The organism is Bacillus sp. NPDC094064 (genome assembly GCF_050279585.1).
Classification (GTDB): Bacteria; Bacillota; Bacilli; order Bacillales; family Bacillaceae_G; genus Bacillus_A.
The window spans coordinates 666879-690585 of sequence record NZ_JBNNUI010000001.1 but is presented as its reverse complement, the minus strand read 5'-3'; the positions used below and the strand labels follow the sequence as shown (position 1 = coordinate 690585).

Annotated in this window: 29 protein-coding genes; 24 read left to right on the top strand and 5 right to left on the bottom strand. The window is 33.7% G+C overall.

Annotated features, from left to right (window positions below; all coding sequences use genetic code 11):
• The first annotated feature begins 28 nt into the window (after positions 1-28).
• The 19 genes from recQ (at position 29) to ACQKNI_RS03640 (ending at position 16675) form a co-directional block, all read left to right on the top strand.
• The gene (gene recQ, locus ACQKNI_RS03730) at positions 29-2146 is read left to right on the top strand and encodes a DNA helicase RecQ (protein WP_098252090.1); all 2118 of its coding nucleotides are present in this window, start codon (positions 29-31) and stop codon (positions 2144-2146) included.
• Positions 2147-2171: 25 nt separating this feature from the next.
• Positions 2172-2552, top strand: a complete 381-nt coding sequence (locus ACQKNI_RS03725) for a gamma-glutamylcyclotransferase family protein (protein WP_088229248.1) — start codon at positions 2172-2174, stop codon at positions 2550-2552.
• A gap of 250 nt (positions 2553-2802) precedes the next feature.
• Positions 2803-3090 (top strand): hypothetical protein, encoded by a 288-nt coding sequence (locus ACQKNI_RS03720; protein WP_088229249.1) that lies wholly within the window; start codon positions 2803-2805, stop codon positions 3088-3090.
• A gap of 82 nt (positions 3091-3172) precedes the next feature.
• A complete protein-coding gene (locus ACQKNI_RS03715; RefSeq protein WP_088229250.1) occupies positions 3173-4159 on the top strand; it encodes an LLM class flavin-dependent oxidoreductase in 987 nt (328 codons plus the stop codon).
• Positions 4160-4389: 230 nt separating this feature from the next.
• Positions 4390-6459 (top strand): HelD family protein, encoded by a 2070-nt coding sequence (locus tag ACQKNI_RS03710; protein WP_088229251.1) that lies wholly within the window; start codon positions 4390-4392, stop codon positions 6457-6459.
• 77 nt (positions 6460-6536) lie between these two features.
• Positions 6537-6869 carry a DUF952 domain-containing protein gene (locus ACQKNI_RS03705; protein WP_098252089.1) on the top strand — a complete coding sequence of 111 codons (333 nt, stop codon included), beginning with the start codon at positions 6537-6539 and terminating at the stop codon, positions 6867-6869.
• Between the two features lie 168 nt (positions 6870-7037).
• Positions 7038-7385 carry a PadR family transcriptional regulator gene (locus ACQKNI_RS03700; RefSeq protein ID WP_088229253.1) on the top strand — a complete coding sequence of 116 codons (348 nt, stop codon included), beginning with the start codon at positions 7038-7040 and terminating at the stop codon, positions 7383-7385.
• On the top strand, positions 7372-8379 hold the full coding sequence (locus ACQKNI_RS03695; RefSeq protein ID WP_088229254.1) for an HAAS signaling domain-containing protein: 1008 nt from the start codon (positions 7372-7374) through the stop codon (positions 8377-8379). Before ACQKNI_RS03700 ends, ACQKNI_RS03695 begins: the two co-directional genes overlap by 14 nt.
• 62 nt (positions 8380-8441) lie before the next feature.
• A complete protein-coding gene (locus ACQKNI_RS03690; protein WP_088229255.1) occupies positions 8442-8954 on the top strand; it encodes a GNAT family N-acetyltransferase in 513 nt (170 codons plus the stop codon).
• Positions 8955-9118: 164 nt separating this feature from the next.
• The gene (locus ACQKNI_RS03685; RefSeq protein ID WP_088229256.1) at positions 9119-9895 is read left to right on the top strand and encodes a serine hydrolase; all 777 of its coding nucleotides are present in this window, start codon (positions 9119-9121) and stop codon (positions 9893-9895) included.
• The gene (locus ACQKNI_RS03680) at positions 9892-10263 is read left to right on the top strand and encodes a hypothetical protein (RefSeq protein WP_088229257.1); all 372 of its coding nucleotides are present in this window, start codon (positions 9892-9894) and stop codon (positions 10261-10263) included. The genes ACQKNI_RS03685 and ACQKNI_RS03680 overlap by 4 nt, the downstream gene beginning before the upstream one ends.
• Before the next feature lie 32 nt (positions 10264-10295).
• Positions 10296-10712 carry a GNAT family N-acetyltransferase gene (locus ACQKNI_RS03675; RefSeq protein WP_088229258.1) on the top strand — a complete coding sequence of 139 codons (417 nt, stop codon included), beginning with the start codon at positions 10296-10298 and terminating at the stop codon, positions 10710-10712.
• 35 nt (positions 10713-10747) lie between these two features.
• Positions 10748-11152 (top strand): GNAT family N-acetyltransferase, encoded by a 405-nt coding sequence (locus ACQKNI_RS03670; protein ID WP_088229920.1) that lies wholly within the window; start codon positions 10748-10750, stop codon positions 11150-11152.
• 15 nt (positions 11153-11167) lie between these two features.
• Positions 11168-11527, top strand: a complete 360-nt coding sequence (locus tag ACQKNI_RS03665; protein ID WP_088229259.1) for an MmcQ/YjbR family DNA-binding protein — start codon at positions 11168-11170, stop codon at positions 11525-11527.
• A gap of 86 nt (positions 11528-11613) precedes the next feature.
• Entirely contained in the window at positions 11614-12000 is a 387-nt protein-coding gene (locus ACQKNI_RS03660) for a DUF2809 domain-containing protein (RefSeq protein ID WP_088229260.1), read from the top strand.
• Positions 12001-12023: 23 nt separating this feature from the next.
• The gene (locus tag ACQKNI_RS03655; protein ID WP_098252088.1) at positions 12024-12530 is read left to right on the top strand and encodes a DNA topology modulation protein; all 507 of its coding nucleotides are present in this window, start codon (positions 12024-12026) and stop codon (positions 12528-12530) included.
• 158 nt (positions 12531-12688) lie between these two features.
• A complete protein-coding gene (locus ACQKNI_RS03650) occupies positions 12689-13369 on the top strand; it encodes a formylglycine-generating enzyme family protein (RefSeq protein WP_088229262.1) in 681 nt (226 codons plus the stop codon).
• A gap of 53 nt (positions 13370-13422) precedes the next feature.
• Positions 13423-14625, top strand: coding sequence for a macrolide family glycosyltransferase (locus ACQKNI_RS03645; protein WP_098840957.1), 1203 nt, complete (start codon positions 13423-13425; stop codon positions 14623-14625).
• Positions 14626-14947: 322 nt separating this feature from the next.
• Positions 14948-16675 (top strand): ABC transporter ATP-binding protein, encoded by a 1728-nt coding sequence (locus ACQKNI_RS03640; protein ID WP_427282195.1) that lies wholly within the window; start codon positions 14948-14950, stop codon positions 16673-16675.
• Between the two features lie 142 nt (positions 16676-16817).
• Here ACQKNI_RS03640 and ACQKNI_RS03635 read toward each other — a convergent pair whose 3' ends face one another.
• The 3 genes from ACQKNI_RS03635 to ACQKNI_RS03625 all read right to left on the bottom strand — a co-directional run bounded on the left by ACQKNI_RS03635 (position 16818) and on the right by ACQKNI_RS03625 (position 18336).
• Entirely contained in the window at positions 16818-17252 is a 435-nt protein-coding gene (locus tag ACQKNI_RS03635; protein ID WP_098252086.1) for a GNAT family N-acetyltransferase, read from the bottom strand.
• Between the two features lie 90 nt (positions 17253-17342).
• Positions 17343-18011 (bottom strand): ribose 5-phosphate isomerase A, encoded by a 669-nt coding sequence (gene rpiA, locus ACQKNI_RS03630; protein ID WP_088229266.1) that lies wholly within the window; start codon positions 18009-18011, stop codon positions 17343-17345.
• 4 nt (positions 18012-18015) lie between these two features.
• Positions 18016-18336 carry a 2Fe-2S iron-sulfur cluster-binding protein gene (locus ACQKNI_RS03625; RefSeq protein WP_060631141.1) on the bottom strand — a complete coding sequence of 107 codons (321 nt, stop codon included), beginning with the start codon at positions 18334-18336 and terminating at the stop codon, positions 18016-18018.
• 143 nt (positions 18337-18479) lie between these two features.
• Here ACQKNI_RS03625 and ACQKNI_RS03620 point away from each other — a divergent pair, with 143 nt between their 5' ends.
• The gene (locus tag ACQKNI_RS03620) at positions 18480-19166 is read left to right on the top strand and encodes an RNA polymerase subunit sigma-70 (protein ID WP_088229267.1); all 687 of its coding nucleotides are present in this window, start codon (positions 18480-18482) and stop codon (positions 19164-19166) included.
• 21 nt (positions 19167-19187) lie between these two features.
• Positions 19188-19769 carry an ATP-dependent Clp endopeptidase proteolytic subunit ClpP gene (gene clpP / locus ACQKNI_RS03615; protein WP_088229268.1) on the top strand — a complete coding sequence of 194 codons (582 nt, stop codon included), beginning with the start codon at positions 19188-19190 and terminating at the stop codon, positions 19767-19769.
• 44 nt (positions 19770-19813) lie between these two features.
• Here the strand turns inward: clpP and ACQKNI_RS03610 are convergent, their stop codons facing one another.
• Positions 19814-20671 carry a glycine betaine ABC transporter substrate-binding protein gene (locus ACQKNI_RS03610; RefSeq protein ID WP_088229269.1) on the bottom strand — a complete coding sequence of 286 codons (858 nt, stop codon included), beginning with the start codon at positions 20669-20671 and terminating at the stop codon, positions 19814-19816.
• Between the two features lie 258 nt (positions 20672-20929).
• Between ACQKNI_RS03610 and ACQKNI_RS03605 the strand changes: the two genes are divergently transcribed.
• A complete protein-coding gene (locus ACQKNI_RS03605) occupies positions 20930-22135 on the top strand; it encodes a quaternary amine ABC transporter ATP-binding protein (protein WP_088229270.1) in 1206 nt (401 codons plus the stop codon).
• Positions 22128-22964, top strand: coding sequence for an ABC transporter permease (locus ACQKNI_RS03600; RefSeq protein ID WP_427282194.1), 837 nt, complete (start codon positions 22128-22130; stop codon positions 22962-22964). The genes ACQKNI_RS03605 and ACQKNI_RS03600 overlap by 8 nt, the downstream gene beginning before the upstream one ends.
• 49 nt (positions 22965-23013) lie before the next feature.
• On the opposite strand, the gene ACQKNI_RS03595 is transcribed toward ACQKNI_RS03600, so the two are convergent.
• Positions 23014-23250, bottom strand: coding sequence for a hypothetical protein (locus ACQKNI_RS03595; protein WP_140417257.1), 237 nt, complete (start codon positions 23248-23250; stop codon positions 23014-23016).
• A gap of 215 nt (positions 23251-23465) precedes the next feature.
• Here ACQKNI_RS03595 and ACQKNI_RS03590 point away from each other — a divergent pair, with 215 nt between their 5' ends.
• Complete coding sequence (locus ACQKNI_RS03590) at positions 23466-23633, top strand: septum formation initiator (protein WP_098357703.1); 168 nt, start codon at positions 23466-23468, stop codon at positions 23631-23633.
• The last annotated feature ends 74 nt before the right edge of the window (positions 23634-23707 follow it).

The following is a 23707-nucleotide window of genomic DNA, read 5'->3' as shown; positions in this document are numbered from 1 at the left end:
AAGATAAAGAAAAGCAGGTGAATCTTTTTTGTTTACAAAAGCACAAGAACTTTTAGCGACTTACTTCGGTTATTCGTCATTCCGAAGAGGACAAGATGAAACAATTAAAAATGTATTAGAGGGGAAAGATACAGTTTGTATTATGCCTACGGGCGGTGGTAAATCCATTTGTTATCAAATTCCCGCATTAGTATTTGAAGGAACGACGTTAGTAATATCCCCTTTGATTTCACTTATGAAAGATCAAGTAGATACATTAGTGCAAAACGGTATTTCCGCTACGTATATTAACAGTTCTATTTCAATGACAGAAGCAAATCATAGAATTCAATTAGCGAAACAAGGACATTACAAGTTGCTTTATGTTGCTCCTGAGCGTCTCGATTCAATGGAGTTTGTTGACCAACTCATTGATATGAAAATCCCGATGATTGCAATTGATGAGGCGCACTGTATATCGCAGTGGGGTCATGATTTCCGCCCGAGTTATTTACATATACATCGTATACTAGATTACCTTCCAGAAAAGCCGCTCGTTTTAGCATTAACTGCAACGGCAACACCACAAGTACGTGAGGATATTTGTAACACGCTTGGAATTAATCAAGAAAATACAATTATGACAACGTTTGAGCGTGAGAACTTATCGTTTTCAGTCATTAAAGGACAGGATCGTAATGCGTATTTAGCGGATTACATTCGCCAAAATCAGAAGGAATCTGGGATTATATATGCAGCTACTAGAAAAGTAGTCGATCAGTTGTATGAAGATTTAATGAAAGCTGGAGTTTCGGTATCGAAATATCACGCTGGTATGAGTGACCATGATCGAAATGAGCAGCAAGAACTTTTTTTACGAGATGAAGTCAGTGTAATGGTAGCAACCTCTGCATTCGGTATGGGTATTGATAAATCGAATATTCGTTACGTTATTCATTATCAGCTGCCAAAAAATATGGAAAGTTACTATCAAGAAGCAGGACGTGCTGGCCGTGACGGATTAGATAGTGCATGTATATTGTTATATTCTTCGCAAGATGTGCAAGTACAGCGTTTTTTAATTGATCAATCAACGGGAGAATCACGTTTTTCAAATGAACTTGAAAAGTTACAAAACATGACCGATTACTGTCATACCGAACAATGTTTACAATCATTTATTTTGCAATACTTTGGAGAAGAACCGAAAGAAGATTGTGGACGCTGTGGTAATTGTACGGACGACCGTGAGAGCATCGATGTGACAAGAGAATCACAAATGGTTTTATCTTGTATGATTAGAACGAACCAAAGATTTGGAAAGCAAATGATTGCACAAGTTTTAACGGGATCAAAAAATAAGAAAGTTATTGAATTTAATTTTCATACTTTACCAACGTATGGTCTTTTATCAAACCGTAGTGTAAAAGAGGTAAGTGAGTTTATTGAGTTTTTAATTTCAGACGAGTTAATTGCAGTCGAACATGGTACGTATCCGACGTTAAAAGTAACGGAAAAAGGGAAAGAAGTATTACTTGGTAAAGAGAATGTTTTACGTAAAGAACGAGTGGAGACAAGGCAAATCGTCCAAGATCATCCATTATTTGAAGTACTTCGCGAAGTGCGTAAAGAAATTGCTCAAGGAGAAGGTGTACCGCCATTCGTTATTTTCTCTGATCAAACGTTAAAAGATATGTGCGTGAAAATGCCGCAAAGTGACTCTGAACTCCTAACTGTAAAAGGAATTGGAGAACACAAACTTGTGAAGTATGGTTCTCACTTTTTACAAGCGGTTCAACACTTTATTGAGGAAAATCCAAACTATGCGGAAACAATTAAGACGGAAGTTGTTTCAGAGCGTAAAAAGTCAGGAAAAGCTTCAGCAAATTCCCATTTAGAAACGTATGAAATGTATAAACAAGGTATTGATTTAAATGAAATTGCGAAAGAACGTGGGTTATCGAGACAAACAATTGAAAATCACTTAATTCGCTCTTTTGAAGATGGTATGGAAGTAGACTGGCATAGTTTCGTTCCGAAAGAGTATGAACCTCTTATTGAAACTGCTGTACAAAATGCAGAAGGTGGTTTGAAATCGATTAAAGAACAACTTCCAGGTGAAGTGAGTTACTTTATGATTCGTGCATATTTACAAATAAGAAAGTAGAGACATATAAAGGGGATAGGGATATATGCATCATGTTTTCGTGTACGGTACGTTAAGAAGAGGGCAAACGAATGCTCATTATTTGCAAGGCGCAACATGCATCACTGACATAGCATGGACGTATGGGAAATTATTTGATACAAACGAAGGGTATCCAGCAATGATTTGCTCACATGAAGAAAAGGTATATGGGGAAGTTTATGAAGTAAATGATGATGTTTTAAAAAAATTGGATGAACTTGAAGAGTATACAGGTAATGCAGAGACTGATTTATATGATCGGATAACGCAAACAATGTATGTTGCTGATAGAGAAATACACGCGTATGTGTATATTGCCCGGAATAAAGAAATGTTAAAGAAAATCATTGATTCTGGGGATTGGCTCGTGTATCAAAAAGTATAATTAAAGCAGCCATAGATAAAAATTGGAAAGCAGATAATGGAATCATTATCTGCTTTTTAGTGTGTTTACAGTTGGATTTCTCAAAGTGATAGAGGATAGATTATATTATCTTGATAATAGTAATAGGGAGAGAATCTATTATGTTCAATCAATAATATAATGACACAATTGACAAAAGATACACCAGTGTTATAATGATATCTTGTTACCGAGGTAACAAAGTATTATTTTTTGGTAAGGATGTGAAATTATGAAACAAAATAATGAGCAAATAAATGAAAAGAATATAAAAATTAAAGTTGAACGTGTGCAAACGGGAATTAGGATGGAAAAAAGAATGGTAAAAGTTTTGAAAGCGATGGCAGAATACCATGATATTTCACTTGGTGTTCTTCTTGAAAGAATCGTTCTACATTCTTTTGAAAACAAACCTGTGTTTAGTGATGAAAGCCTTGAAAAAGTTAAAGCTATAAAAGAAGTTTACGATATGGATTATGGTCTAGAAATAAGTCGTAAGTGGAATGATTCGGATAACTAGAATATTAATAATACCATTTAGATTTTATGTAAAAGGTTTATGAAATATAGAAATGAAAATAAAGTATCAGGAGCGATATTAAATGAAATTCAGTACATTGACTATATTTGATAATTACCCCGATCAATTATCTCGAACTCCTAGACAATTCTATAATGAGGTATTGGAGCAAGCCGTTCGAGCTGAAGAAATGAATTTTGATGGGGTATGGTTTGCAGAACATCATTTCTCAGATTTTGGTATTAATCCTTCACCAGCAGTTTTGCTCGCTGCGGTATCTCAAAGAACGAATAGAATTCGCCTCGGCGTGGGTGTTTCAGTACTGCCATTACACAACCCTATACGAGTTGCCGAAGATTATGCGATAGTTGATCTTTTATCAAACGGAAGATTAGATTTAGGGCTAGGTAGTGGATATGCACAGAAGGAATTTGATGGCTATAATATTTCATTGGAGGACAAAACTGAACGTTTTAACGAGTCTCTAGAAGTGCTGCGTAAGGCATGGTCAGGCAAGATCTTTTCTCATCAAGGGAACTTTTATCAATACAAAGACCTTAAACTTAATGTTCAGCCCATACAAGCTCCTTTTCCGCCTCATTGGATTGCAACCTCTAGTGAAACAGGTGTTAGTCATGTTGCTAGTATGGGAAACAATTTCATGGGTCTTGGGTTTAGTAAATCACGAGATGAATTAGCAAAGCTGATTGATACTTACAAGAATACGTATCTAAAGTCAGGATACGGTAATCCAGAAGAACTGGAAATCCCTGTTGCATTTCATGTTCATGTCGGTGAAACATATGCAGAGGCTGAATCTAATGCGAAAGATCCATATCAACGATTTATGAATACTCCGCGTGGGACAAATATTTCATATGAAGACCTTACACATAAATTCAATCCAGTAATAGGAAGTTCTGATGAAGTTATTAAACAAATTCATTCCTACAGTGAAATAGGTGTTACGAATTTTATGGCAGTAATGAATTTTGGTGGACTAGAACATCATAAAGTTCTTTCATCTTTGGACTTATTTGGTAAGTATGTAATTCCTGCATGTAAGTGACAAATTAATTGGTCACTTAACTAATAAAATGAATGTATTTTTTATAAATAAATATAAAGAGAAAAAAGTTATTTTGAGGATACTTCAAAATCTTAGATCGAAGGGCATGGTTTTTTATGCCTTTATTTATTTTGGAAAATTCTCACTTATTCTATTGACTTTACGAATGGATTTTTAATAAAATTATATTTCGACTGAAAAAATTGGAACGGACAGGAGGGAATCATCAAATGAGTAACATATTTGAAGAAGAATTACAGAAAATGAAAGATATTTTATGTACGATGGATGAGCAATTAGAGCAGCTTGAAAAAATCCCAGTTTATTATGGAGAAGATTTTAAAGAGCAAATTCTTGAAAGTATGAGGGAGTCTAATAGACAAAACTTACGTATCGGTGTACAAGAGCCGTACTTTGGAAGATTAGACTTTCAGGAGGATGGCAAAGAAGATGTTATGCCTATTTACATCGGTAAAGTAGGTGTTTCAGATAAAGATACGATGAAACCGATGGTCATTGATTGGCGAGCACCTGTCGCAAGTATGTTTTATTCATTTACCGGGGGGGATGAATTAGCATTTTATCAGTCACCAGACGGTTTAGTAGAAGGCGATGTTTATTTAAAACGAAACATTTCTATTCGAAAAAGAGAGCTTGAACGTGTTGTAGATACATATGTAAAAGGAAATGAAGATGTATCGCATGCCGATGATTTTCTTCTATATCGATTAGGCGAGAATAAAGATAATAAATTGAAAGATATTGTTTCGACTATACAATCGGAACAAAATGATATTATTCGTGCGGAAAGAAACTTACCATTATTAATTCAAGGGGTTGCAGGGAGCGGAAAAACAACGATCGCTTTACATCGCCTTGCTTTTTTAATTTATGAATACCGTGAACAACTTGAAGCGGAGAGAATGATCGTATTCGCTCCAAATAGTTTGTTTTTAGACTATATTTCGAGCGTACTTCCTGAATTGGGTGTAGGCAATATTAGTCAAACAACGTTTCCAGATTGGGCATTGCGTATGTTAGAGGGTTCGGTGAAACTAAAGCAGACAGAAGAAAAATTGAAAGAAGCCTTTTCAATTAATCGTGATGAAAAAAAGGTTATGCTAGGTAAGTTTAAAGGCACGCTTGAATTTAAGTCATTCATTGAAGAGAGAATGGTTCAACTTGAAAAAGAATTAGTACCGACGAAAGATTTTGAGGCGTGGGATAAAGCTGTTATTCCAGTGGAAGACGTTAAAAAATGGATGCAAGTGGAATATAAACATTATCCATTAAAGAAAAGAAGAGAACGTTTAGTCGGCCGAATGAAGCGTTGGATTGAAATTGAACTTAAAAAGTTTGGAGAAACAAACGAGAAAAAGTTACTGAAAAAAGAAGCGACAAAGAGATTGAACACATATATGAATTTTTGGCCAAAGATGAGCCCGCTTTCACTATACAGTTCAATGTTGAAAAGTAAAGAAATACTCGACGTATTACCTGAAGAATTAGTGCAAGAAACAGAAAAGAATTGTCGTAAAAAAGAAGTGTATGTAGAAGATTTGCCTGCTTTAATTTACATACATCATCGCATAACAGGTATTGAAATCGGACAGAAATTTCATCATGTCGTTATTGATGAAGCGCAAGACTTCTCACCATTCCAAGTTTATGTACTAAAAGAAATTACACTAGGTAATTCTTTCACTATATTAGGTGATTTATCGCAAGCGATTTATGATTATCAAGGAATTGAAGACTGGAGTGCTTTTAAGGAAGTATTCCAAGAAACAGGTTATTTTGAATTAACGAGAAGCTATCGTTCTACAAAAGAAATTATTGAATTCGCAAATGAAATAATTAAAAATGCAGAAATTCCTGTAGGGCTCGCAACGCCAGTTTTCCGTAGCGGGGAAGATGTGAAAGTAATTGGTACAGAAGATCAATTCACTGAAATTGTGAAGACATTACAATATCTACAAAATGAAGATGTGAAAACAATTGCGGTAATCGGAAGAACGGACGATGAATGCCGTGAAATGTATGAAAAATTAACGAATGCAGGATTAAAAGTGAACGTAATCGAAGCGGATCAAAGCAAATATGAAGGTGGTATTTCAGTAGTACCTGTCTATTTAGCAAAAGGTTTAGAATTTGACGCTGTATTACTAATAGATGTGGATGAAGAACATTACAAAAACACAAAACACGATGCGAAGTTATTGTATGTCGGATGTACGAGATCACTTCATGATTTATGGATTTTCTATAGTGGGGAAGCATCTCCGTTAATTAAGAAATAAAAAAATTCAAGAGGACTTTCTAGTAATGAACAGAAAATCCTCTTGTTTTTCTATATAAAGATACGGGGGAAATGAGTATGATTACAAAAGTAATAACAAAAAGAAATTGGGAAATCGCAAAAACAACTGGAGAAATTAATGAATCCTCACTTAATGAAGAGGGATTTATTCATTGTTCATTATTAGACCAAGCTTTAAAAGTGGCTCAAAAACATTTTAATCATGAAGAAGAGGTTTTATTACTTACAATAGATCCATCTCTTGTAAAAGCAGAAATAAAATATGAACTTGCTTCAAACGGTCAAGAATACCCGCATGTATATGGAGTAATCAATGTTGAGGCGATTGTAGAGGTTATCCCATTTCCTAAAGAAAAAGGAGAGTTTATATTACCAGAGGTACAAAGTTAAGAGTGTTATAGGTATTTAGGTTAGCTAGAAAAGCACAAATCATATAATTTGCGCTTTTTATTATCCTTTTTTTGTAAATGATTATTGTTTTTGTCACACTAATACTGTACGATACATAGTATAAAACATATACTGTATGACATATAGTAATGGAAATGAGGTGAATAAATGGATGCTTTATTAAATTCATTAATTACTGAGCTTAGAAGAGGGACTTTAACATTGGCGGTTTTAAGCCAATTAAGAACGCCGCAGTATGGATATTCACTTGTCCAACTATTAGAGAAATCAGGAATCGTAATCGATCAAAGTACTTTATATCCACTACTTCGCCGATTAGAAAAGCAGGAGTTAGTGACGAGTAGTTGGGATAAAACGGAGAGTAGACCTCGTAAGTATTATGTTTTAAGTGAATATGGATCAGAGATATTTTTACAATTGAAAAAGCAGTGGGTAAAGGATTCAAAAGAACTTTATAACTTATTAAAGGAGGAGGATGAAAATGAGTTTGATTGATATGTACGTCCATGAAGTTGCGAAGAGATTACCTGAAAAAAATCGTGAAGATATTACACTTGAACTACGGTCAACAATAGAGGATATGTTACCAGACGATTATAATGAGGAAGATGTGAAGAGCGTACTCGAAAAATTGGGAAGTCCAGTTTCATTGGCTAATGGGTACTTGGATAGACCAATGCATTTAATTGGACCACGTTATTTTGATGTATATACGACGCTATTAAAAATGATTATACCAATTGCAGCTGTTATTGCGCTCATTTCAATGGTGGCAGAAAATTTTATAGGCTATAATGGTGATCAAGCGGTATTAAATGTTATTTTACAATTGATAGGTAAAGGTATGGGGGAAATTTTTGAAGTGGGTCTCCATGTATTTTTCTGGTTAACACTTGTATTTGCTGTTATAGAAAGAACTGATAAAGAAAAGGATCCACACCCATTAACAACAAGTTTAAAAAAATGGACGCCAGATGATTTGAAAAATATTTCGTATATCCCGAAGAAAAAGGCGATCTCAAAGTTTGAAGTTTTTGGAGGTTTAATGTGGACGGCAATATGGGCTACACTTTACTTTTATGCGAATCATCTTGTAGGCGTATATCATGGTACAGAAAATGGACTGAAGTTTGTCGCGCAGACGTTTAATCAAGATGTTTTACTTCAATATTGGCCAATCGTTGTGGTTATGATCGTTTTCGAAGTAGCTATATCTCTTTATAAGTTAGTACTGGGACAATGGACGAAAAGATTGGCAATTGGGAATGCGATTCTTCAAGTAGTCGGAGCAATCATATTCATTGTAATTGTAGTAAATCCACATTTATTTAACGAAGGATTTATTACGTATTTGGCAAATGCATTTACTACTTCCCCAGAGGAATTTAAAACGTGGTTAATTGGCGGTGGGATTTTCATCTACTCGTTATCTGCTGCGATAAATATATTTGATGGTTTCCGAAAAACTAGTATTCGTAAGTCGTTATAAGTCTGAAATTTCGGTATAATAAAACTACTAAAAAAGATAAGCATTTTGAAAGGAAGAAAACTATGATAAGGGAAGCAACGACAAAAGATTTAGCCTTTATGTTAGATATTTATAATGATGCGATACTGAATACAACAGCTGTATATGCGTATAAACCTGTGACCCTTGAAAATAGAATAGATTGGTATGAACAAAAAAAAGCTGACGGTTATCCAATTTTCGTATACGAACTAGATAATAAAGTAGTAGGATTTGCGACATTCGGTCCATTTAGAGCTTGGCCTGCCTATAAATATTCAATTGAGCATTCTGTGTATGTTGATAAGGAATATAGAAAAAATGGAATTGGGACTTCTTTAATGAAAGAACTAATAACAATTGCACAGGAAAGAGAATATATGACTTTAATTGCTGGGATTGATGCAGAAAATGAGAAAAGTATTGCCTTGCATGAAAACTATGGATTTGTTTATGCAGGCACAATTAAAAAGGCAGGTTATAAGTTTAATAAATGGCTAGACTTAGCCTTTTATCAATTGGAGCTTAATGGACCTGTAAATCCTACTGAGAAATAGATATATCAGTTATGCGAAATAATTTTTTAAAAAGATAGTGTGAAGAACTTTCATACTATCTTTTTCTTATTGTGTTCAAGAATATCATTTAACAAATAAAGGGTTTTTACATTCTATATCGAATTTTCAGAGGGTGATAAAATGATATAGAAAGAGGAATGAATATGGAAACTGTCATACGAAAAATAAAAGAAATACAAACTGGCCAAGTCGGAATACTCGTTTATTCAACAAAGAATGGAAATATAGTTGCTTCCCATAACAATGAGCTATATGTTCCGTTAGCATCAGCAGCAAAAGTAGCAATTGGATTTGTAGTAGCAAAAATGGTAAAGGACAAACAAATTAGTTGGAATGATACACTTCATCACATTAAGTTTAATCCAAATGAGGATAGTGAGCAATTATATCCTCATTTACAGGGAAGAAATACATTAACACTTAATAAAGCGGTTGAAGTGATGATAGCTTGTCACGACAGTTATATTGCTAAGTCAATTGTTATGTATTGCGGAGGATGGGATACTGTCAGAGAATATATTTCAACATACTTTTCGAAGATTCATATACAGGAAAATCCTAGAGATGAGCAAAATGTAGGAGAGTTAAATCAAGTTCTTTCACTTTTAGTACATATATTTCAAGGTTACAAATCAGAACCAGTAGTATGGGAGCCAATTATTAACGGAATGGTAAGACAGCAAGGCGAATATGAAGGAATACCTTCATATCATTTAGCTCATATGACAGGTGGATTGCCCACAGCTACAATAAATATTGGTATAATGGGAATGTTTTATGAATTCCCGTTCCTTTATGTTATTGGGGGGGAAGATTTACCTAATCGACTTGAAAATAAAGATGTTGATGAAACTATTACAACAGCTTTGAAATATATATACAAAGAATATAGTGAAAGCATGTTAGGGGGGAACGATTGAAAAGAAACTTAAAAACTTCAACAATCATCATTTTAATTTTAACAATTATTGCTTTGGAAGTTGGAATCGCACTATATGATCGTACTTTGTCATTAGATACAATTTACTTTGCCGCGATTCTTATTTGCATTGTATTGCTTTTTGGTACACGTATTTCTGAAGATAAAGAAAATACATCGAAACAGAGACGGAGAAAAACTGCTCTTATATTTTGGCCATCTATTTTATTGTCAATCGCTTGTTTTGCAGTTGTAAGTTACGTAAGAACAGGCTATGTCTCTATACCCGGGATAATTGGCTTTACATGCTTTATTACATACGGAGGATTTGTTTTTATAAGTATTTTAAAACGAAGAAATAAAAATTAAATGTAGCTTACTAAGCTGAAAGGATGGTATATATGAAACGCATAGAGAGTGGTACTCGCAATGAAGGAGAATACATAAAAAATAAAGTAATTCAATATAACATGTCCATCTTAACAGAGGAAGTAAAACAACAGATGGAACAAGTAAGTTTTGTAGTGAAAGATGAAGAAGGGAGAATTTTTGGTGGTGTAACAGGTACAATGTATTTTTATCATCTACATATCGATTTTTTATGGGTTGATGAATCAGTTCGTCATGACGGATACGGCAGTCAATTGCTACATAAAATCGAAGAAATTGCGAAGGAAAAAGGATGTAGATTGATATTATTAGATTCATTTAGTTTCCAAGCACCAGAGTTTTATAAAAAGCATGGATACAGAGAATATGGTGTTGTTGAAGATCACCCGAAAGGGCATAATCAGCACTTTTTCGAAAAGAGATTATAATAATGTTATGTAGACTAGATGACGGGAGTATTAAAATGTACAATTATAAATTGCAACATGAACAACCGATCTGTGTAGAAAAAATAAAAACACTTTATGATTCTGTCGGTTGGTGGCCAGAAAGAGAAGAAGTCGATATTGAAAAGATGTTAAAGAATAGCATAGCCATTGGAGTATGGAAAGAAAATAAATTAATTGGATTTGCTAGAGTCGTTTCTGATGGTGTTTTTCGAGCATACATAGAAGATGTTGTTGTACATGAAAGTGTAAGAAATAACGGCATTGGAGAGAAGATGCTTACAATGTTACTTGAAGAAATATCTCATATTCATATTGTTAGTCTATTTTGCGGAGAGAAACTAATACAGTTTTATGGTGAACAGCAATTTCAAGCGACGAAGCAAATTGTGATGCATCGTAATCAAATTGTGAAAGAATAAGAGGTGTCAGTAAGAATGAATACAACGAGAGAGTATTGTTTATCAAAAAGAAAAGCGACAGAAGATTCTCCAGATGGCTGGAGTGCTACTTGCATGAGGCTCAATAATAAAATATTTGCGATATTGAATCATGAAGAAGGTGAAAAAGCTGCGATTACATTAAAATGCGATCCAGAACTTGCGTTAAGAATACGAGAAGATTATCCTGAAACAATTATTCCAGGGTATCATATGAATAAAAAGCATTGGAATACAGTGTACATACATAAGGATATAGGACAAGAACAAATTAATAAGATGATAGATTGGTCGTATGATTTAGTACTGCACTCATTTTCAAAGAAAAAGCAGCAAGAGTTAATGGATGAAATGTAAAGTGAACTCGATTATAAATAGCTAGTAAAATGATTATATTTTACTAGCTATTTGCAGTTTTAAAATATTTATCAGGAGACTTTGAAATGAATACGAAACGAAATAGATTACGATATGCTATGTTTACTATCATTGTTATTATTTTAGGCCTTAGTTCAAGAAAGTTTGCTTTCGCGTTACCGGATTTATTAAATGATTACTTAGGTGATGCGTTATGGGCGTTAATGATTTTCATTGGATTTGGATTTTTGTTTCCTAAAATAGAAACGAAGAAATTAGCTTTTATTAGTTTAATATTTTGCTACGGGATTGAAATTAGCCAATTGTACCATGCGGCTTGGATAGATAGCATTCGCGCAACGACTTTAGGTGGACTTGTATTAGGGTACGGATTTTTGTGGAGTGATTTAGTGGCTTATACAATTGGTGTTGGGGTAGGAATGCTTTGTGAATTGATGTTACAGAAGAAATAAGAGGTTTGTAAAAGGGGTCCTTTATGAAAAAAATAATATTAATTGGTTCTGGTGGTTCAGGAAAATCTACATTGGCAAAGCAGTTAGGAAATAAACTAAATATTAAGGTGCATCATCTTGATGCACTATTTTGGAAACCGAATTGGGAAGGTGTTCCGAGAGAAGAACAAATAACAGTTCAAAAAAACTTAATTAAAGATGAGAAGTGGATTATTGATGGGAATTACGGTAGGACGATGGATATAAGACTGAATGCAGCGGACACAATTATCTTCCTTGATATTCATAGAACAATTTGTATTTATCGCGCTTTTAAAAGGATGATCCAGTATCGAAATAAAACAAGACCAGATATGGGCGCGGGATGTGAAGAAAGGTTTGATTTGCAATTTTTCAAATGGATATGGGAATATCCTAATGCAAAACGACCTACAATTTTAAAAGCATTAGAGCAATTTTCGGAAGAAAAAAAGGTAATTGTTTTAAAATCTCCAAATGAGGTTCGGAAGTTTTTAAATCACATACAATAATAGATTGTGACGTAACAAACCTTTGTGGATATTACCGATTAGTTTAATAAAACTAATCGTTTTTTATTATGAAAAATTTAATATTTTCTACAAATTGCATATTGTTATGAGTACATCATTATTAATCTATGTAAAATGAATGTTTGGAGGAATAGAAAATGGATAACGATTTAATTCAAATGGTCGATTCATTAATGATTAATATTCCAGCAGGAGAGGTAGTATTAAGAGATGATCGAATAAAAAAAGAATGGCAAGTTCAAATTAAACCATTTCTTCTTGCAAAGTATGTTGTGACGATGGAAACATATTATGCTATTACGAATAGTACAGCAAATAATAATAAAGATAATCATAAACCAGTTGTAAATATTTCATGGAATGATGCAATTGCCTTTTGTAATTTACTTTCTAAAAAAGCGGGATTAACAGAGTATTATTCCATTAGTGATGACGACCAAAAGGTTAGTTGTAATGTAGAGTCCAACGGCTACCGATTACCTTCTGAAGCTGAGTGGCAATATGCATGTAAAGCAGGGACAACGGGATATACGTATGGGGAACTTCAGGAAATAGCATGGTATAATGAGAATTCAAGTGGACAAATTCATGACGTCGGTAAAAAGGAACCAAATGCATGGGGACTATACGATATGTTAGGTAACGTTTGGGAATGGTGCTATGATTTGTATGATGAAAAAGTATACGGATCGTACCGGATTTTTCGTGGTGGTAGTTGGGCTGAAGCAGCCAGAGGGTGTGGGGCTACTTGTCGCCGGCGTAGCCACCCTACATTTCATATAGATGATCTTGGTTTTAGGCTTGTGAGGTCAATTTAGCAGGAGAATGAAACAAAGAATATGGAAATGATTTAACTTAAGGAGTGTATTTAATGGCTAAAGTTTTATTCATTAACGCTGGATCAGAAGGACATATAAATCCAACATTACAAGGTGTAGAGGAACTGATTTCCCGTGGTGAAGAGGTCGTTTATTTTTCAATAGAAGCTTTCAGGGAGCGTATTGAGAAGACAGGTGCTACTGTACGAACGATTGATGATCAAAAATTTTTAAAAGCGTTTCTTTCCGGTGGCCGAAATTATTTACAAGAAAGAATTAATGGCCTTCTACATACAGCGGATATTGTAATACCAAGTGTTCTTGAACAAATTGAAGGAGAGCATTTTGACTATATGATTCATGATTCTATGTTTGGATCGGGCCATCTAATTGCTCAAATTCTTAAACTTCCAGCAATTAATTCATGCACATCTTTTGCACAGGATGAAAAATCATTTAAACAAATGTTAGACCATCTTTCTAAAAATATCCCGCTGGAAATTCAGGATAGAATACATAATGATTTTCAAAACTTAACAAAAGGAATTGCAGAGAAATATGGTGTTGAAATAAAATCACCATATGAAGTTTTTTGTAATCCAGCACCACTCACTATTGTGTATACAATTAAGGAGTTCCAACCTTTTGGTGATACGTTTGATGAAACATATAAATTTGTAGGCCCATCTATTTCTGCACAAGTAAAAAATGAAGACTTTGATTTTACTTCAATTGAAGAAAAAAGCCTGATTTATATTTCTCTAGGTACTGTTTTTAATGAAGCGCTTGATTTTTATAAACTTTGTATTAAGACGTTTGAAAATAGTGAGCATACAATAGTTATGTCCGTGGGCAATAAAACGAAAATAAGTGATTTAGGTGATATTCCGAAAAACTTCATTGTGAAAAATTATGTACCACAAACTGAACTTCTAACATATACGAAATTATTTATTACACATGGTGGGATGAATAGTACGCATGAAGGATTATATAATGGGGTTCCACTAGTTGTAATTCCGCAAAGTGCAGATCAGCCAGTAATCGCAAAGCAAGTAGCAGATCTTGGAGCAGGAGTTAAATTACATATGAAAGAATTAACCGAGGAGCAACTACGTGAAAGTGTAGAGCTAGTATTAAAGACTCCTTCATTTACAGAAGCTGCTTTAAATATGAAGGAGTCTTTCCGAAAATCAGGTGGTTATAAGCAAGCGGTTGATGAGATTTTAAAGTTTAAAAGTAAATATGATATTTAATTCAAAGCTTAATTTTATATAAAAACAAGTGTCTATACTACATGGTATAGGCATTTTTTTTATAAATATATTAACAGTTTCGTGTTATATAAAGTGGAGAATTACACTCATTTAAGTTAATGGATGGGTGGTGTTAGCCATTTAAATCACCACTTTTTTGAATATAAAACAAAAATTCTTAATAGTAAGATGAGAAATTGAAGTCCTATAATCATTCCATATTTCGCTTTATAATGATAAAATGGTATTTTGTGGTTTTTGAAATTGTATTATCATATTGAAATACTATTTAAATTAAACGATGTAAAGGAGTAATAAGAATATGGAAGAGGAAAATAATTTTTCAATAAAGAAAATGTGGAAGATAACTAATCCTTCTAAAATTCATTTTATCTCAGGATTAATATTATCTATTGTTTCAAGTGTAATTTCATTGATCATACCTTTATTAATAAAGGATATAATGGATGAACTTTCAAATGGTATATCTTTTGGTTTAATAAGTCAAATTTCTATTTTGTTAATTTTAGAAATAATTTTTTCAGCTTTTTCTCTTTATCTACTATCTAAAGTAGGGGAGGAAATAGTGAAAAACTTGCGTGAAAAACTTTGGGAGAAGTTTTTAAAATTACCTGTAAAATATTACAATGATAATAAATCTGGTGAGATGGTAAGTAGAATAACTAGTGATACTACTGCAATAGTGAATATTATTTCATCTGAAATTATTGATTTAATCACGAGTTGTATAACGTTAATACTTTCTTTAATTATTTTATTTACGTTAGATGTTCCAATGACATTGGTTTTGATTTTAGTAGTACCGATAACCCTTTTTATTGTAATTCCTTTGGGAGAGAAGGTATATGACCTTTCTTTTCAAGAACAAAATAAAATGTCTCAGTTGACGGCTTATTTATCACAGACCCTTTCTGAAATAAAGCTTGTGAAATCTTATAATACTGAATTGAAAGAAACGGAAAATGGAAAAAAACATTTTGAATTTCTTTATAAGAATGGAATAAAGAGGGCTAAACTTAATTCTATATTAACTCCAGTTTTAGGGACATTTACTACTATAGTTTTAATTGGTGTAATAGGTTTTGGTGCCTGGAGAGTAGATCAAGGTCTTATTAGTTCTGGTGAGTTAGTAGCGTTTTTATTGTATTTGTTTCAAATTATGTCTCCCTTTATACAAATGAATCATTTTTTAACGAGTTTTCAAGAGGCAAAAGGGTCTATGAAAAGGTTATTTGAAATATTAGAAGAAGAAGAAGAGGAAGTTCAAGTTGTTACTAATGCATGTATTGGATCTCCAGCACAATTAGAGTTTAAAAATGTTTCTTTTAGATATGATGAAAAAAAGAATGTTATTGAAGACATTTCTTTTAAAATTAAAAAAGGTTCTTTGACAGCACTAGTTGGACCAAGTGGTTCTGGAAAAAGTACGGTATTTTCGTTAATAGAAAGGTTTTATGATCCAACTAATGGAGATATTTTATTAGATGATGTATCTTATAAAAATATAGATGTAGAAGAATGGAGACAGAAATTTAGTTATGTTTCGCAAGATACTCCAATTTTTTCAGGTACAATTAGAGATAATATTTTATATGGAAAAAATGATAAGGTTACAGATGATAAATTGATAGAGATTGCAGCATTTGCAAATGCACATGAATTTATTGCTGGTTTATCGGATGGTTATAATACGGAGGTAGGAGAAAGAGGTAATCAACTTTCAGGTGGACAAAAACAACGTATTGCAATAGCTAGAGCATTAATGCGTGATGCTGATTTCCTGTTATTAGATGAGGCTACAGCAAATCTAGATTCTGATTCAGAAAAACAAGTACAAAAGGCTATAAACACATTAATTCATAAACAAACAACTTTTGTAATAGCACATAGGTTGTCTACTATAGTAGATGCTGATCAAATTATTGTATTACAAAATGGTAGAATTACAGGTTTTGGAACTCATGATGAGTTATTAAGTAATCATGGGTATTATCAAAAAGTTATTAAACAGCAATTTGAAAGACAATAATTCACAAATCGATGCAAGCTTAATAGGGAAATTTAAAATCTATTACAGTGAAGAATATGATAAGTTTTATGAAACAAACGAATAGGCTACAGAAAGGGTATTATACGAATCCATAATGCAGATTCATATAATACCCTTTTTATTACGACAATTCTTTAATCATAAGTATATGAGGAATACCATCTTCCATAAACACATCAGAAGAAGTTTGATAGCCTAATTTCCCATAAAATCCTTCCGCTTGTGTTTGACCATGTAATTTCACTTTTGTTGCTTCTTTGTTTCGAGCAATCTCTTCTAATGCTTGAATGATTACTTTTCCTAGTCCATATTTACGATAGTCTTTTAAAATACAAATGCGCTCTAATTTTCCAGCACCGTCAACAAATCGCATACGACCTGTACCTACAGGAAGCTCGTTATAATAAACTAAAATATGTTTACATTCTTCACCAATTTGATCAAATGTATCGAATTCATCTGCAAGAGGAACACCTTGTTCTTTTACAAATACTTCTTTTCGAATATGAAAGGCGATTTCTAAATCTGTAAGTTCTGTTATGAGTTTGGATTGCAAAATATTCAGCCCTTTCTAGTGCGATATGAATGTGTTTTCATAGTATATCATATTGTAACGTAATAGTAGAAAAAGGCTGACTTTTATAAGTCAGCCTTTTAACTCTTTTATGCCGTTTTCTGTTCCAATAATCGCTTTACTCGTCATATTTATAAACAATCCTGTTTCAACTACACCAGTAATCATTTTTAATTGATCGTGTAAATTGGCAGGATTAGATATATGATTAGGGAATACACAATCGATAATCATATTATTGTTATCCGTTATAAATGTATCGTTATCTTTTAAACGTAACGTTGTTTGACACCCTAAAGATTGAATTTTACTTTCGGTTTGTTTCCATGAAAAAGGTACAATTTCAACAGGCAATGGGAAAGTACCTAAATGCGTAACGAGTTTCGATTCATCAACAATGATAATCAGTTCTTTAGAGGAGGCGGCAACGATTTTTTCACGAAGTAATGCACCACCGCCACCTTTTATTAGCTGTAAATTTGAATCAATTTCATCAGCTCCATCGATTGTCAGGTCAAGCGTTTGTATGTCATTTAACGAAATCAGCGGAATGTTTAGTTGTTGCGCTAATACTTCAGTTTCCTTAGATGTAGGTACAGCTTGAATGGATAAACCTTCTTGTACACGTTGTCCTAACTTTTGTATCATCCAATATACAGTTGAGCCTGTACCAAGCCCAACTTTCATTCCATCTTGTACAAAGTCAGCGGCGTATTCGCCTGCAAGCTGTTTTAAATTCATTATTTTACTCCGCCGGTCGTGGTCCAGCATCAAGACCGGAATTTTCAACTGTAAGTACCGGACGAACGACTAAATCTTTATGTACACGCATTTGACAAGATAATCGTAAATGGTCTTCAATCCCTTTTTCCGTCATCGCATTTTTTTCATTCGCACTCGCTTCACAGAAATCACCTGCTATTATTTCTACTCTACAAGTTGTGCACCTTGCTTTTCCGCCGCAACGATGGAGAATATTTACACCGTTATCTTCAATTGCTAATACTAACTTTGTACCTTCTTTTACATCAAACGTTCCTGCACCTTCAATTGTTAATTTTGGCAAATTTGTTCCTCCTCACGTAAAATTGTACATAACATATTTATGACCGCGAATTCTTGAACATAAACATTATTTTTTTATATGCCCCGTAACTTTTTTATTTGTGGAATCGTTTATTAAGTAAGCGCTGAAAAGGAGTGGTTATTTTGTGCACAAAAGTAACTCAGGTTTTAAAGAATCATATCGATATGAATCATTCAAATATAAACTTTTTAATTGAGCAATATGGAGAGTTAAAAAGGTACTGTACATTTTTAACGAAAAACAAATGGGACGGAGAAGATCTCGCCCAAGAAACAGTTTGTAAAGTTCTTCAAAAATATAAAAATAAAGATATTTGTATGACGCTGTTATATAAAATAGCAAGAAATCGTTGGTTAGACCAACTGAAGTTGAAATCAGTTCATGAAAAAATAAAAGAACAAATTACTTTTGAAGAACCACATAAGAAAATTGCAGATTTGCATGAAATGGTAGGTAAAGTATTATCTTCATTAAATGTACAACAATCCGCAATTTTATTATTAAAAGATGTGTTTCAATATAGTATCGCGGATATCGCTAAAGTATGTTCTGTATCGGAAGGTGCAGTGAAAGCTTCTTTATTCCGGAGTAGAAATAGGCTGAAAACTGTAAGTGAAGAAGGGATTGAGATAGTCGAATTTACAGATGATATTGACATTGTTGTAACGTCTATTCGTGAGGAAAGACCGGAATTGTTAACAAAACTTCTTCCGACAATAGATTTTACTAAGTTACCATCTAAACAGCCAGTCTTATTATATAGTGTCAAAAAGCCTTCTTCCTACAGTTGTATGCTTTGTGCGGCATAACAATTATTGGAGGGATTTAAAATGAATGCAATTCCATATGTTGTAGAACAAACGAAATTAGGAGAACGTTCCTATGATATATATTCAAGGTTATTAAAAGACCGAATTATTATAATCGGTTCAGAAATTAATGATCAAGTAGCGAGTAGTGTCGTAGCCCAATTATTATTTTTAGAAGCAGAAGATGCAGAAAAAGATATATATTTATACATCAATAGCCCAGGCGGTTCAACGACAGCCGGTTTTGCAATATTAGATACGATGAATCTCATTAAACCAGATGTGCAAACACTTTGTATGGGATTTGCCGCATCATTTGGTGCATTGTTATTATTATCAGGTGCAAAAGGAAAACGGTTTGCGCTGCCTAACAGTGAAATTATGATTCATCAGCCACTCGGTGGTGCACAAGGGCAGGCAACGGAAATTGAAATCATAGCAAAAAGAATATTAAAGTTAAAGCATGATATTAATAAAATGATTGCAGAAAAAACAGGGCAATCACTTGAACGAGTAGCCCATGATACAGAAAGAGATTATTTTATGACCGCAGAAGAAGCAAAGGAATATGGGATTGTAGATGATGTTGTTGCGAAAAAATAACATGAAGCAGGCTAGAGAGTAATGGATATTCTCTAGCCTGCTTTTTAATCTTTTATCCATTCATCAACTAACGATTGATTCTTTTTAATCCACTTTCGCGCAGCTTCTTCTGGATCTTTCGTTTTATTTAACATGACCATTAACGTACCAAGTTGCTCATCGTTCATTTTCCATTTATCAAAGTATTTTACAATATCGGGATGATCTTTTTCGAAACCTTTACGAACAGAGTAATAAATATCATCTTTTTCACCATATACTTTCTTAGGGTCTTTTAAATATTTTAAGTTGAATTCTGAAAAGCCCCAATGCGGATTCCAAAGCGTTACAGCGATTGGTTTCTTTTTCGTATATGCTTTTTTTAGTTCGCTCATCATTGCAGCTTCTGAAGATTGGACAAGTTTTAGTTTAATATCATATTCCTTCATCGCATTATTCGTTAAATTCATAAGGCTACTACCGGGTTCGATTCCGACAATTTTATTATCTAGTTCATCTTTATGAGCATTTAAATCTTCGATACTGTTTATGTTTTTCATATAAGAAGGGACGACTAAACCTAGCCCAGTGCCTTCATACCATTTTGATTTTAAGACAATGTCATCTTTATAACGATTGTTTAGCGGTTTATCCGTAACTGGTAGCCATACTTCTAAATTAGCATCAACATCACCACGAGCGACTCCAGTCCAAATTGCAGCTTTTTCTAAATACATGAGTTCAACTTTATAGCCTTTTTGTTCTAGTAATACTTTCCACATGTTTGCTGTTGCGATGTTTTCTTTCCAACTTGTTACACCTAGTTTAATTTTTCCTTTCGAATTTGCATTTGTTGCATTACATGAGGTGAAAATCATAGTAATAAATAGTATAAGGCATATAAGCCATATTTTCTTTCGCATCGAAAACCTCCTGAAGAACGTTTGCCTTTTTAAATAAATGTATAAGTAAACATTCTTATTATGAACGGAAATGAGAATTTTAAAGTAGGCTTATAAATGTCATTTTTATCCCGCTATTTTCCGAGCAGTAAAAGCCCAATTGGTGAAGACGAATAATCAGTAGGGGATGCCCCCACTGATTAAGGTTTCACTTTATGTAATATTTCTTTGTAAAATCGCAACACTATGTGAATAGATGGGTAGAAAAGGAGTAGTGACATGAATAATACAAAGGTGCGTGTTGAAAATGTAACAAAAGTATTTGGGAAACACCCGCAAAGAGCCCTTGCCTTATTAAAAGAAGGGAAAAGCAAATCAGAAATTTTGAAAGAGACAGGAATGAACGTTGGTGTGAAAAAGGCAACGTTTGAAGTGTACTCTGGAGAAATTTTCGTTATTATGGGGTTGTCAGGTAGCGGGAAATCTACGTTAGTTCGTATGCTAAACCAATTAATTAAACCAACCGCAGGTCATATATACATAGATGGTGAAGACATCGCAACGATGGGGAAAGAAGAGTTACGAAGAGTGAGAAGAACGAAGATGAGTATGGTGTTTCAAAAGTTCGCTTTATTTCCGCACCGTACAGTAATACAAAACGTTGCGTACGGGTTAGAAATTCAAGGAGTTCCAGTAGAGGAACGAGAAAATAAGGCGTTAGAATCGCTACAGTTAGTAGGACTCGATCATCATAAAGATAATTACCCAAGTCAACTTAGTGGTGGTATGCAGCAGCGTGTTGGAATCGCAAGGGCACTAACGAATAATCCAGATGTATTACTAATGGACGAGTCATTTAGTGCATTAGATCCACTTATTCGAAAAGAAATGCAAGATGAATTGTTAGAGTTACAAGATAAAATGGAAAAAACAATTATATTTATTACACACGATTTAGATGAAGCGCTTCGAATTGGAGATCGTATTGCATTAATGAAAGATGGAGAAATCGTTCAAATTGGAACGCCGGAAGAGATAATGATGAGCCCTGCTAATGAATTTGTAGAGAAGTTCGTTGCGGACGTTAATTTAGGAAAAGTAATTACCGCGGAATCTATATTAAAACGACCGGAGACTTTATTAATTGACCGTGGGCCGCGTGTAGCACTTCAAATTATGAGGAACGCTGGTGTTTCTACAGTATATGTTGTAAACAAAAAGTATGAGTTTTTAGGTATATTAACCGCAGATGATGCGAGTAAAGCAGTGCAAAAACAGTGGCCGATTGCTGATTTACTACTTAACGATATTCCACATGTTTATTTAGATACTTTACTGGAAGAGACCTATGCGAAAATGGCGGAGATGAAATATCCGTTACCCGTAATTGATGAGAAGAAAAGACTAAGAGGAATTATTAAACGTGAAAGCGTCATTCAAGCTCTTGCAGGAAATATTGAGGAAGAGGTGAAAGACGATGAATAGCATACCTCGTATTCCATTAGGGCAATGGGTCGATTCATTTGTTGCGAGTTTATATGAGCACTTTGAAGGATTGTTCCGAGGATTCTCTTATATTATCGGTGGATTTGTTGATTTACTCACTAATTTTTTAACAATAATACCAGCTATATTGATGATTATTATCCTATGTTTTCTCATTTGGTACACAACGAGAAAATTATCTTTAGTCATTTTTACACTCATCGGATTGTTATTTATTTTAAATATTAATTACTGGGCACAAACGATGCAAACATTAGCACTCGTACTTACATCTGTTATTATTTCAATCATTGTTGGAATTCCAATTGGGATATTAGCATCTCAAAATGAACGTTTCTCAAAATTTTTAAAACCGACTTTAGATTTTATGCAAACAATGCCCGCGTTCGTTTATTTAATACCGGCCATTACGTTTTTTGGCGTAGGTGTTGTTCCTGGTATTATTGCTTCAGTGATTTTTGCAATGCCACCGACAATTCGTTTTACTGACCTCGGAATTAGACAAGTTCCAGAGGATTTAATTGAAGCAGCGAATGCATTTGGTTCAACCGCATCACAAAAACTATTTAAAGTGCAATTACCGCTCGCAACTGGAACAATTATGGCAGGTGTAAATCAAAGTATTATGCTTTCATTATCAATGGTCGTAACAGCATCACTTGTAGGAGCACCAGGTCTTGGAGTCGATGTGTACCGTTCTGTTACACAAGTAAATATCGGAATGGGATTTGAGGCGGGACTAGCCATCGTCGTGATTGCGATTATATTAGACCGCATTACACAAGGATTTCATCAAAAAAGAAGATAAAAAGAAAACACACTTTATTATACAAAGTGTGTTTTTTTGTTCGGAAAAATTACATACGAACAATAACAGAACCGCCAGCTGGTGCGCAAACTTGATTTTGCTGTTGTTCCATTGATTTTATTAAATGATTATTCTCTTCGATTAATGAGATTAATTTCGCTAATTGGCTTTCAAGGCTTGCAATGCGCTGCATCATATGCTGAGAATCATAATACAGTGTATTCCTTGTAGCGTGGGGCGAGTAAATATATTGTTGATTTAGATTTGGATTCCAATGAGGATGCATTTGAATCGTTCCTCCTTCAATGAATTACTGTTCTTTCTTATAGTAAATGCCTATGTATATGGAATGGTGACTTAAAAATCCTTTCAAATGAAGAGGATTATGTAGGGGGAATGGAAAAGTAATAAAGTACATATTTTGGAAATTTTTAAGCGGGAAAGCAAATATATTAGGAGATAGTAACGTTCATGTAAATGGATATTATATGAGGAGAAATTATGAGAGGAGATGCAGTTTTGGCTAATAATACAAAAAGAAATGACGCAATGACAATCGGTATCGCTATAGGTATTGTAATCGGTGTAGTACATAGTTTATTTACTGATAATTTAGTAATCGGAATTGTCATTGGAATTTGTATAGGGATTATTGTGTTGAAGAAATAATCAATTGTAAATATGAAATTTGATTGGATCGTATATGATTTTAATGAGGAAATTGCTAACTAAAGAGAGTGAAT

Coding starts and splice junctions, on each gene's coding strand:
- ACQKNI_RS03590 (WP_098357703.1), top strand. CDS start 23,466: ATGAGAGGAGATGCAGTTTTGGCTAATAATACAAAAAGAAATGACGCA.
- ACQKNI_RS03595 (WP_140417257.1), bottom strand. CDS start 23,250: ATGCATCCTCATTGGAATCCAAATCTAAATCAACAATATATTTACTCG.
- ACQKNI_RS03700 (WP_088229253.1), top strand. CDS start 7,038: ATGGATGCTTTATTAAATTCATTAATTACTGAGCTTAGAAGAGGGACT.
- ACQKNI_RS03600 (WP_427282194.1), top strand. CDS start 22,128: ATGAATAGCATACCTCGTATTCCATTAGGGCAATGGGTCGATTCATTT.
- ACQKNI_RS03670 (WP_088229920.1), top strand. CDS start 10,748: ATGTACAATTATAAATTGCAACATGAACAACCGATCTGTGTAGAAAAA.
- rpiA (WP_088229266.1), bottom strand. CDS start 18,011: ATGAATTTAAAACAGCTTGCAGGCGAATACGCCGCTGACTTTGTACAA.
- ACQKNI_RS03690 (WP_088229255.1), top strand. CDS start 8,442: ATGATAAGGGAAGCAACGACAAAAGATTTAGCCTTTATGTTAGATATT.
- ACQKNI_RS03610 (WP_088229269.1), bottom strand. CDS start 20,671: ATGCGAAAGAAAATATGGCTTATATGCCTTATACTATTTATTACTATG.
- ACQKNI_RS03655 (WP_098252088.1), top strand. CDS start 12,024: ATGAAAAAAATAATATTAATTGGTTCTGGTGGTTCAGGAAAATCTACA.
- ACQKNI_RS03675 (WP_088229258.1), top strand. CDS start 10,296: ATGAAACGCATAGAGAGTGGTACTCGCAATGAAGGAGAATACATAAAA.
- ACQKNI_RS03645 (WP_098840957.1), top strand. CDS start 13,423: ATGGCTAAAGTTTTATTCATTAACGCTGGATCAGAAGGACATATAAAT.
- ACQKNI_RS03715 (WP_088229250.1), top strand. CDS start 3,173: ATGAAATTCAGTACATTGACTATATTTGATAATTACCCCGATCAATTA.
- ACQKNI_RS03665 (WP_088229259.1), top strand. CDS start 11,168: ATGAATACAACGAGAGAGTATTGTTTATCAAAAAGAAAAGCGACAGAA.
- ACQKNI_RS03605 (WP_088229270.1), top strand. CDS start 20,930: ATGAATAATACAAAGGTGCGTGTTGAAAATGTAACAAAAGTATTTGGG.
- ACQKNI_RS03695 (WP_088229254.1), top strand. CDS start 7,372: ATGAGTTTGATTGATATGTACGTCCATGAAGTTGCGAAGAGATTACCT.
- ACQKNI_RS03710 (WP_088229251.1), top strand. CDS start 4,390: ATGAGTAACATATTTGAAGAAGAATTACAGAAAATGAAAGATATTTTA.
- ACQKNI_RS03705 (WP_098252089.1), top strand. CDS start 6,537: ATGATTACAAAAGTAATAACAAAAAGAAATTGGGAAATCGCAAAAACA.
- ACQKNI_RS03640 (WP_427282195.1), top strand. CDS start 14,948: ATGGAAGAGGAAAATAATTTTTCAATAAAGAAAATGTGGAAGATAACT.
- ACQKNI_RS03660 (WP_088229260.1), top strand. CDS start 11,614: ATGAATACGAAACGAAATAGATTACGATATGCTATGTTTACTATCATT.
- ACQKNI_RS03720 (WP_088229249.1), top strand. CDS start 2,803: ATGAAACAAAATAATGAGCAAATAAATGAAAAGAATATAAAAATTAAA.
- clpP (WP_088229268.1), top strand. CDS start 19,188: ATGAATGCAATTCCATATGTTGTAGAACAAACGAAATTAGGAGAACGT.
- ACQKNI_RS03725 (WP_088229248.1), top strand. CDS start 2,172: ATGCATCATGTTTTCGTGTACGGTACGTTAAGAAGAGGGCAAACGAAT.
- ACQKNI_RS03685 (WP_088229256.1), top strand. CDS start 9,119: ATGGAAACTGTCATACGAAAAATAAAAGAAATACAAACTGGCCAAGTC.
- ACQKNI_RS03650 (WP_088229262.1), top strand. CDS start 12,689: ATGGATAACGATTTAATTCAAATGGTCGATTCATTAATGATTAATATT.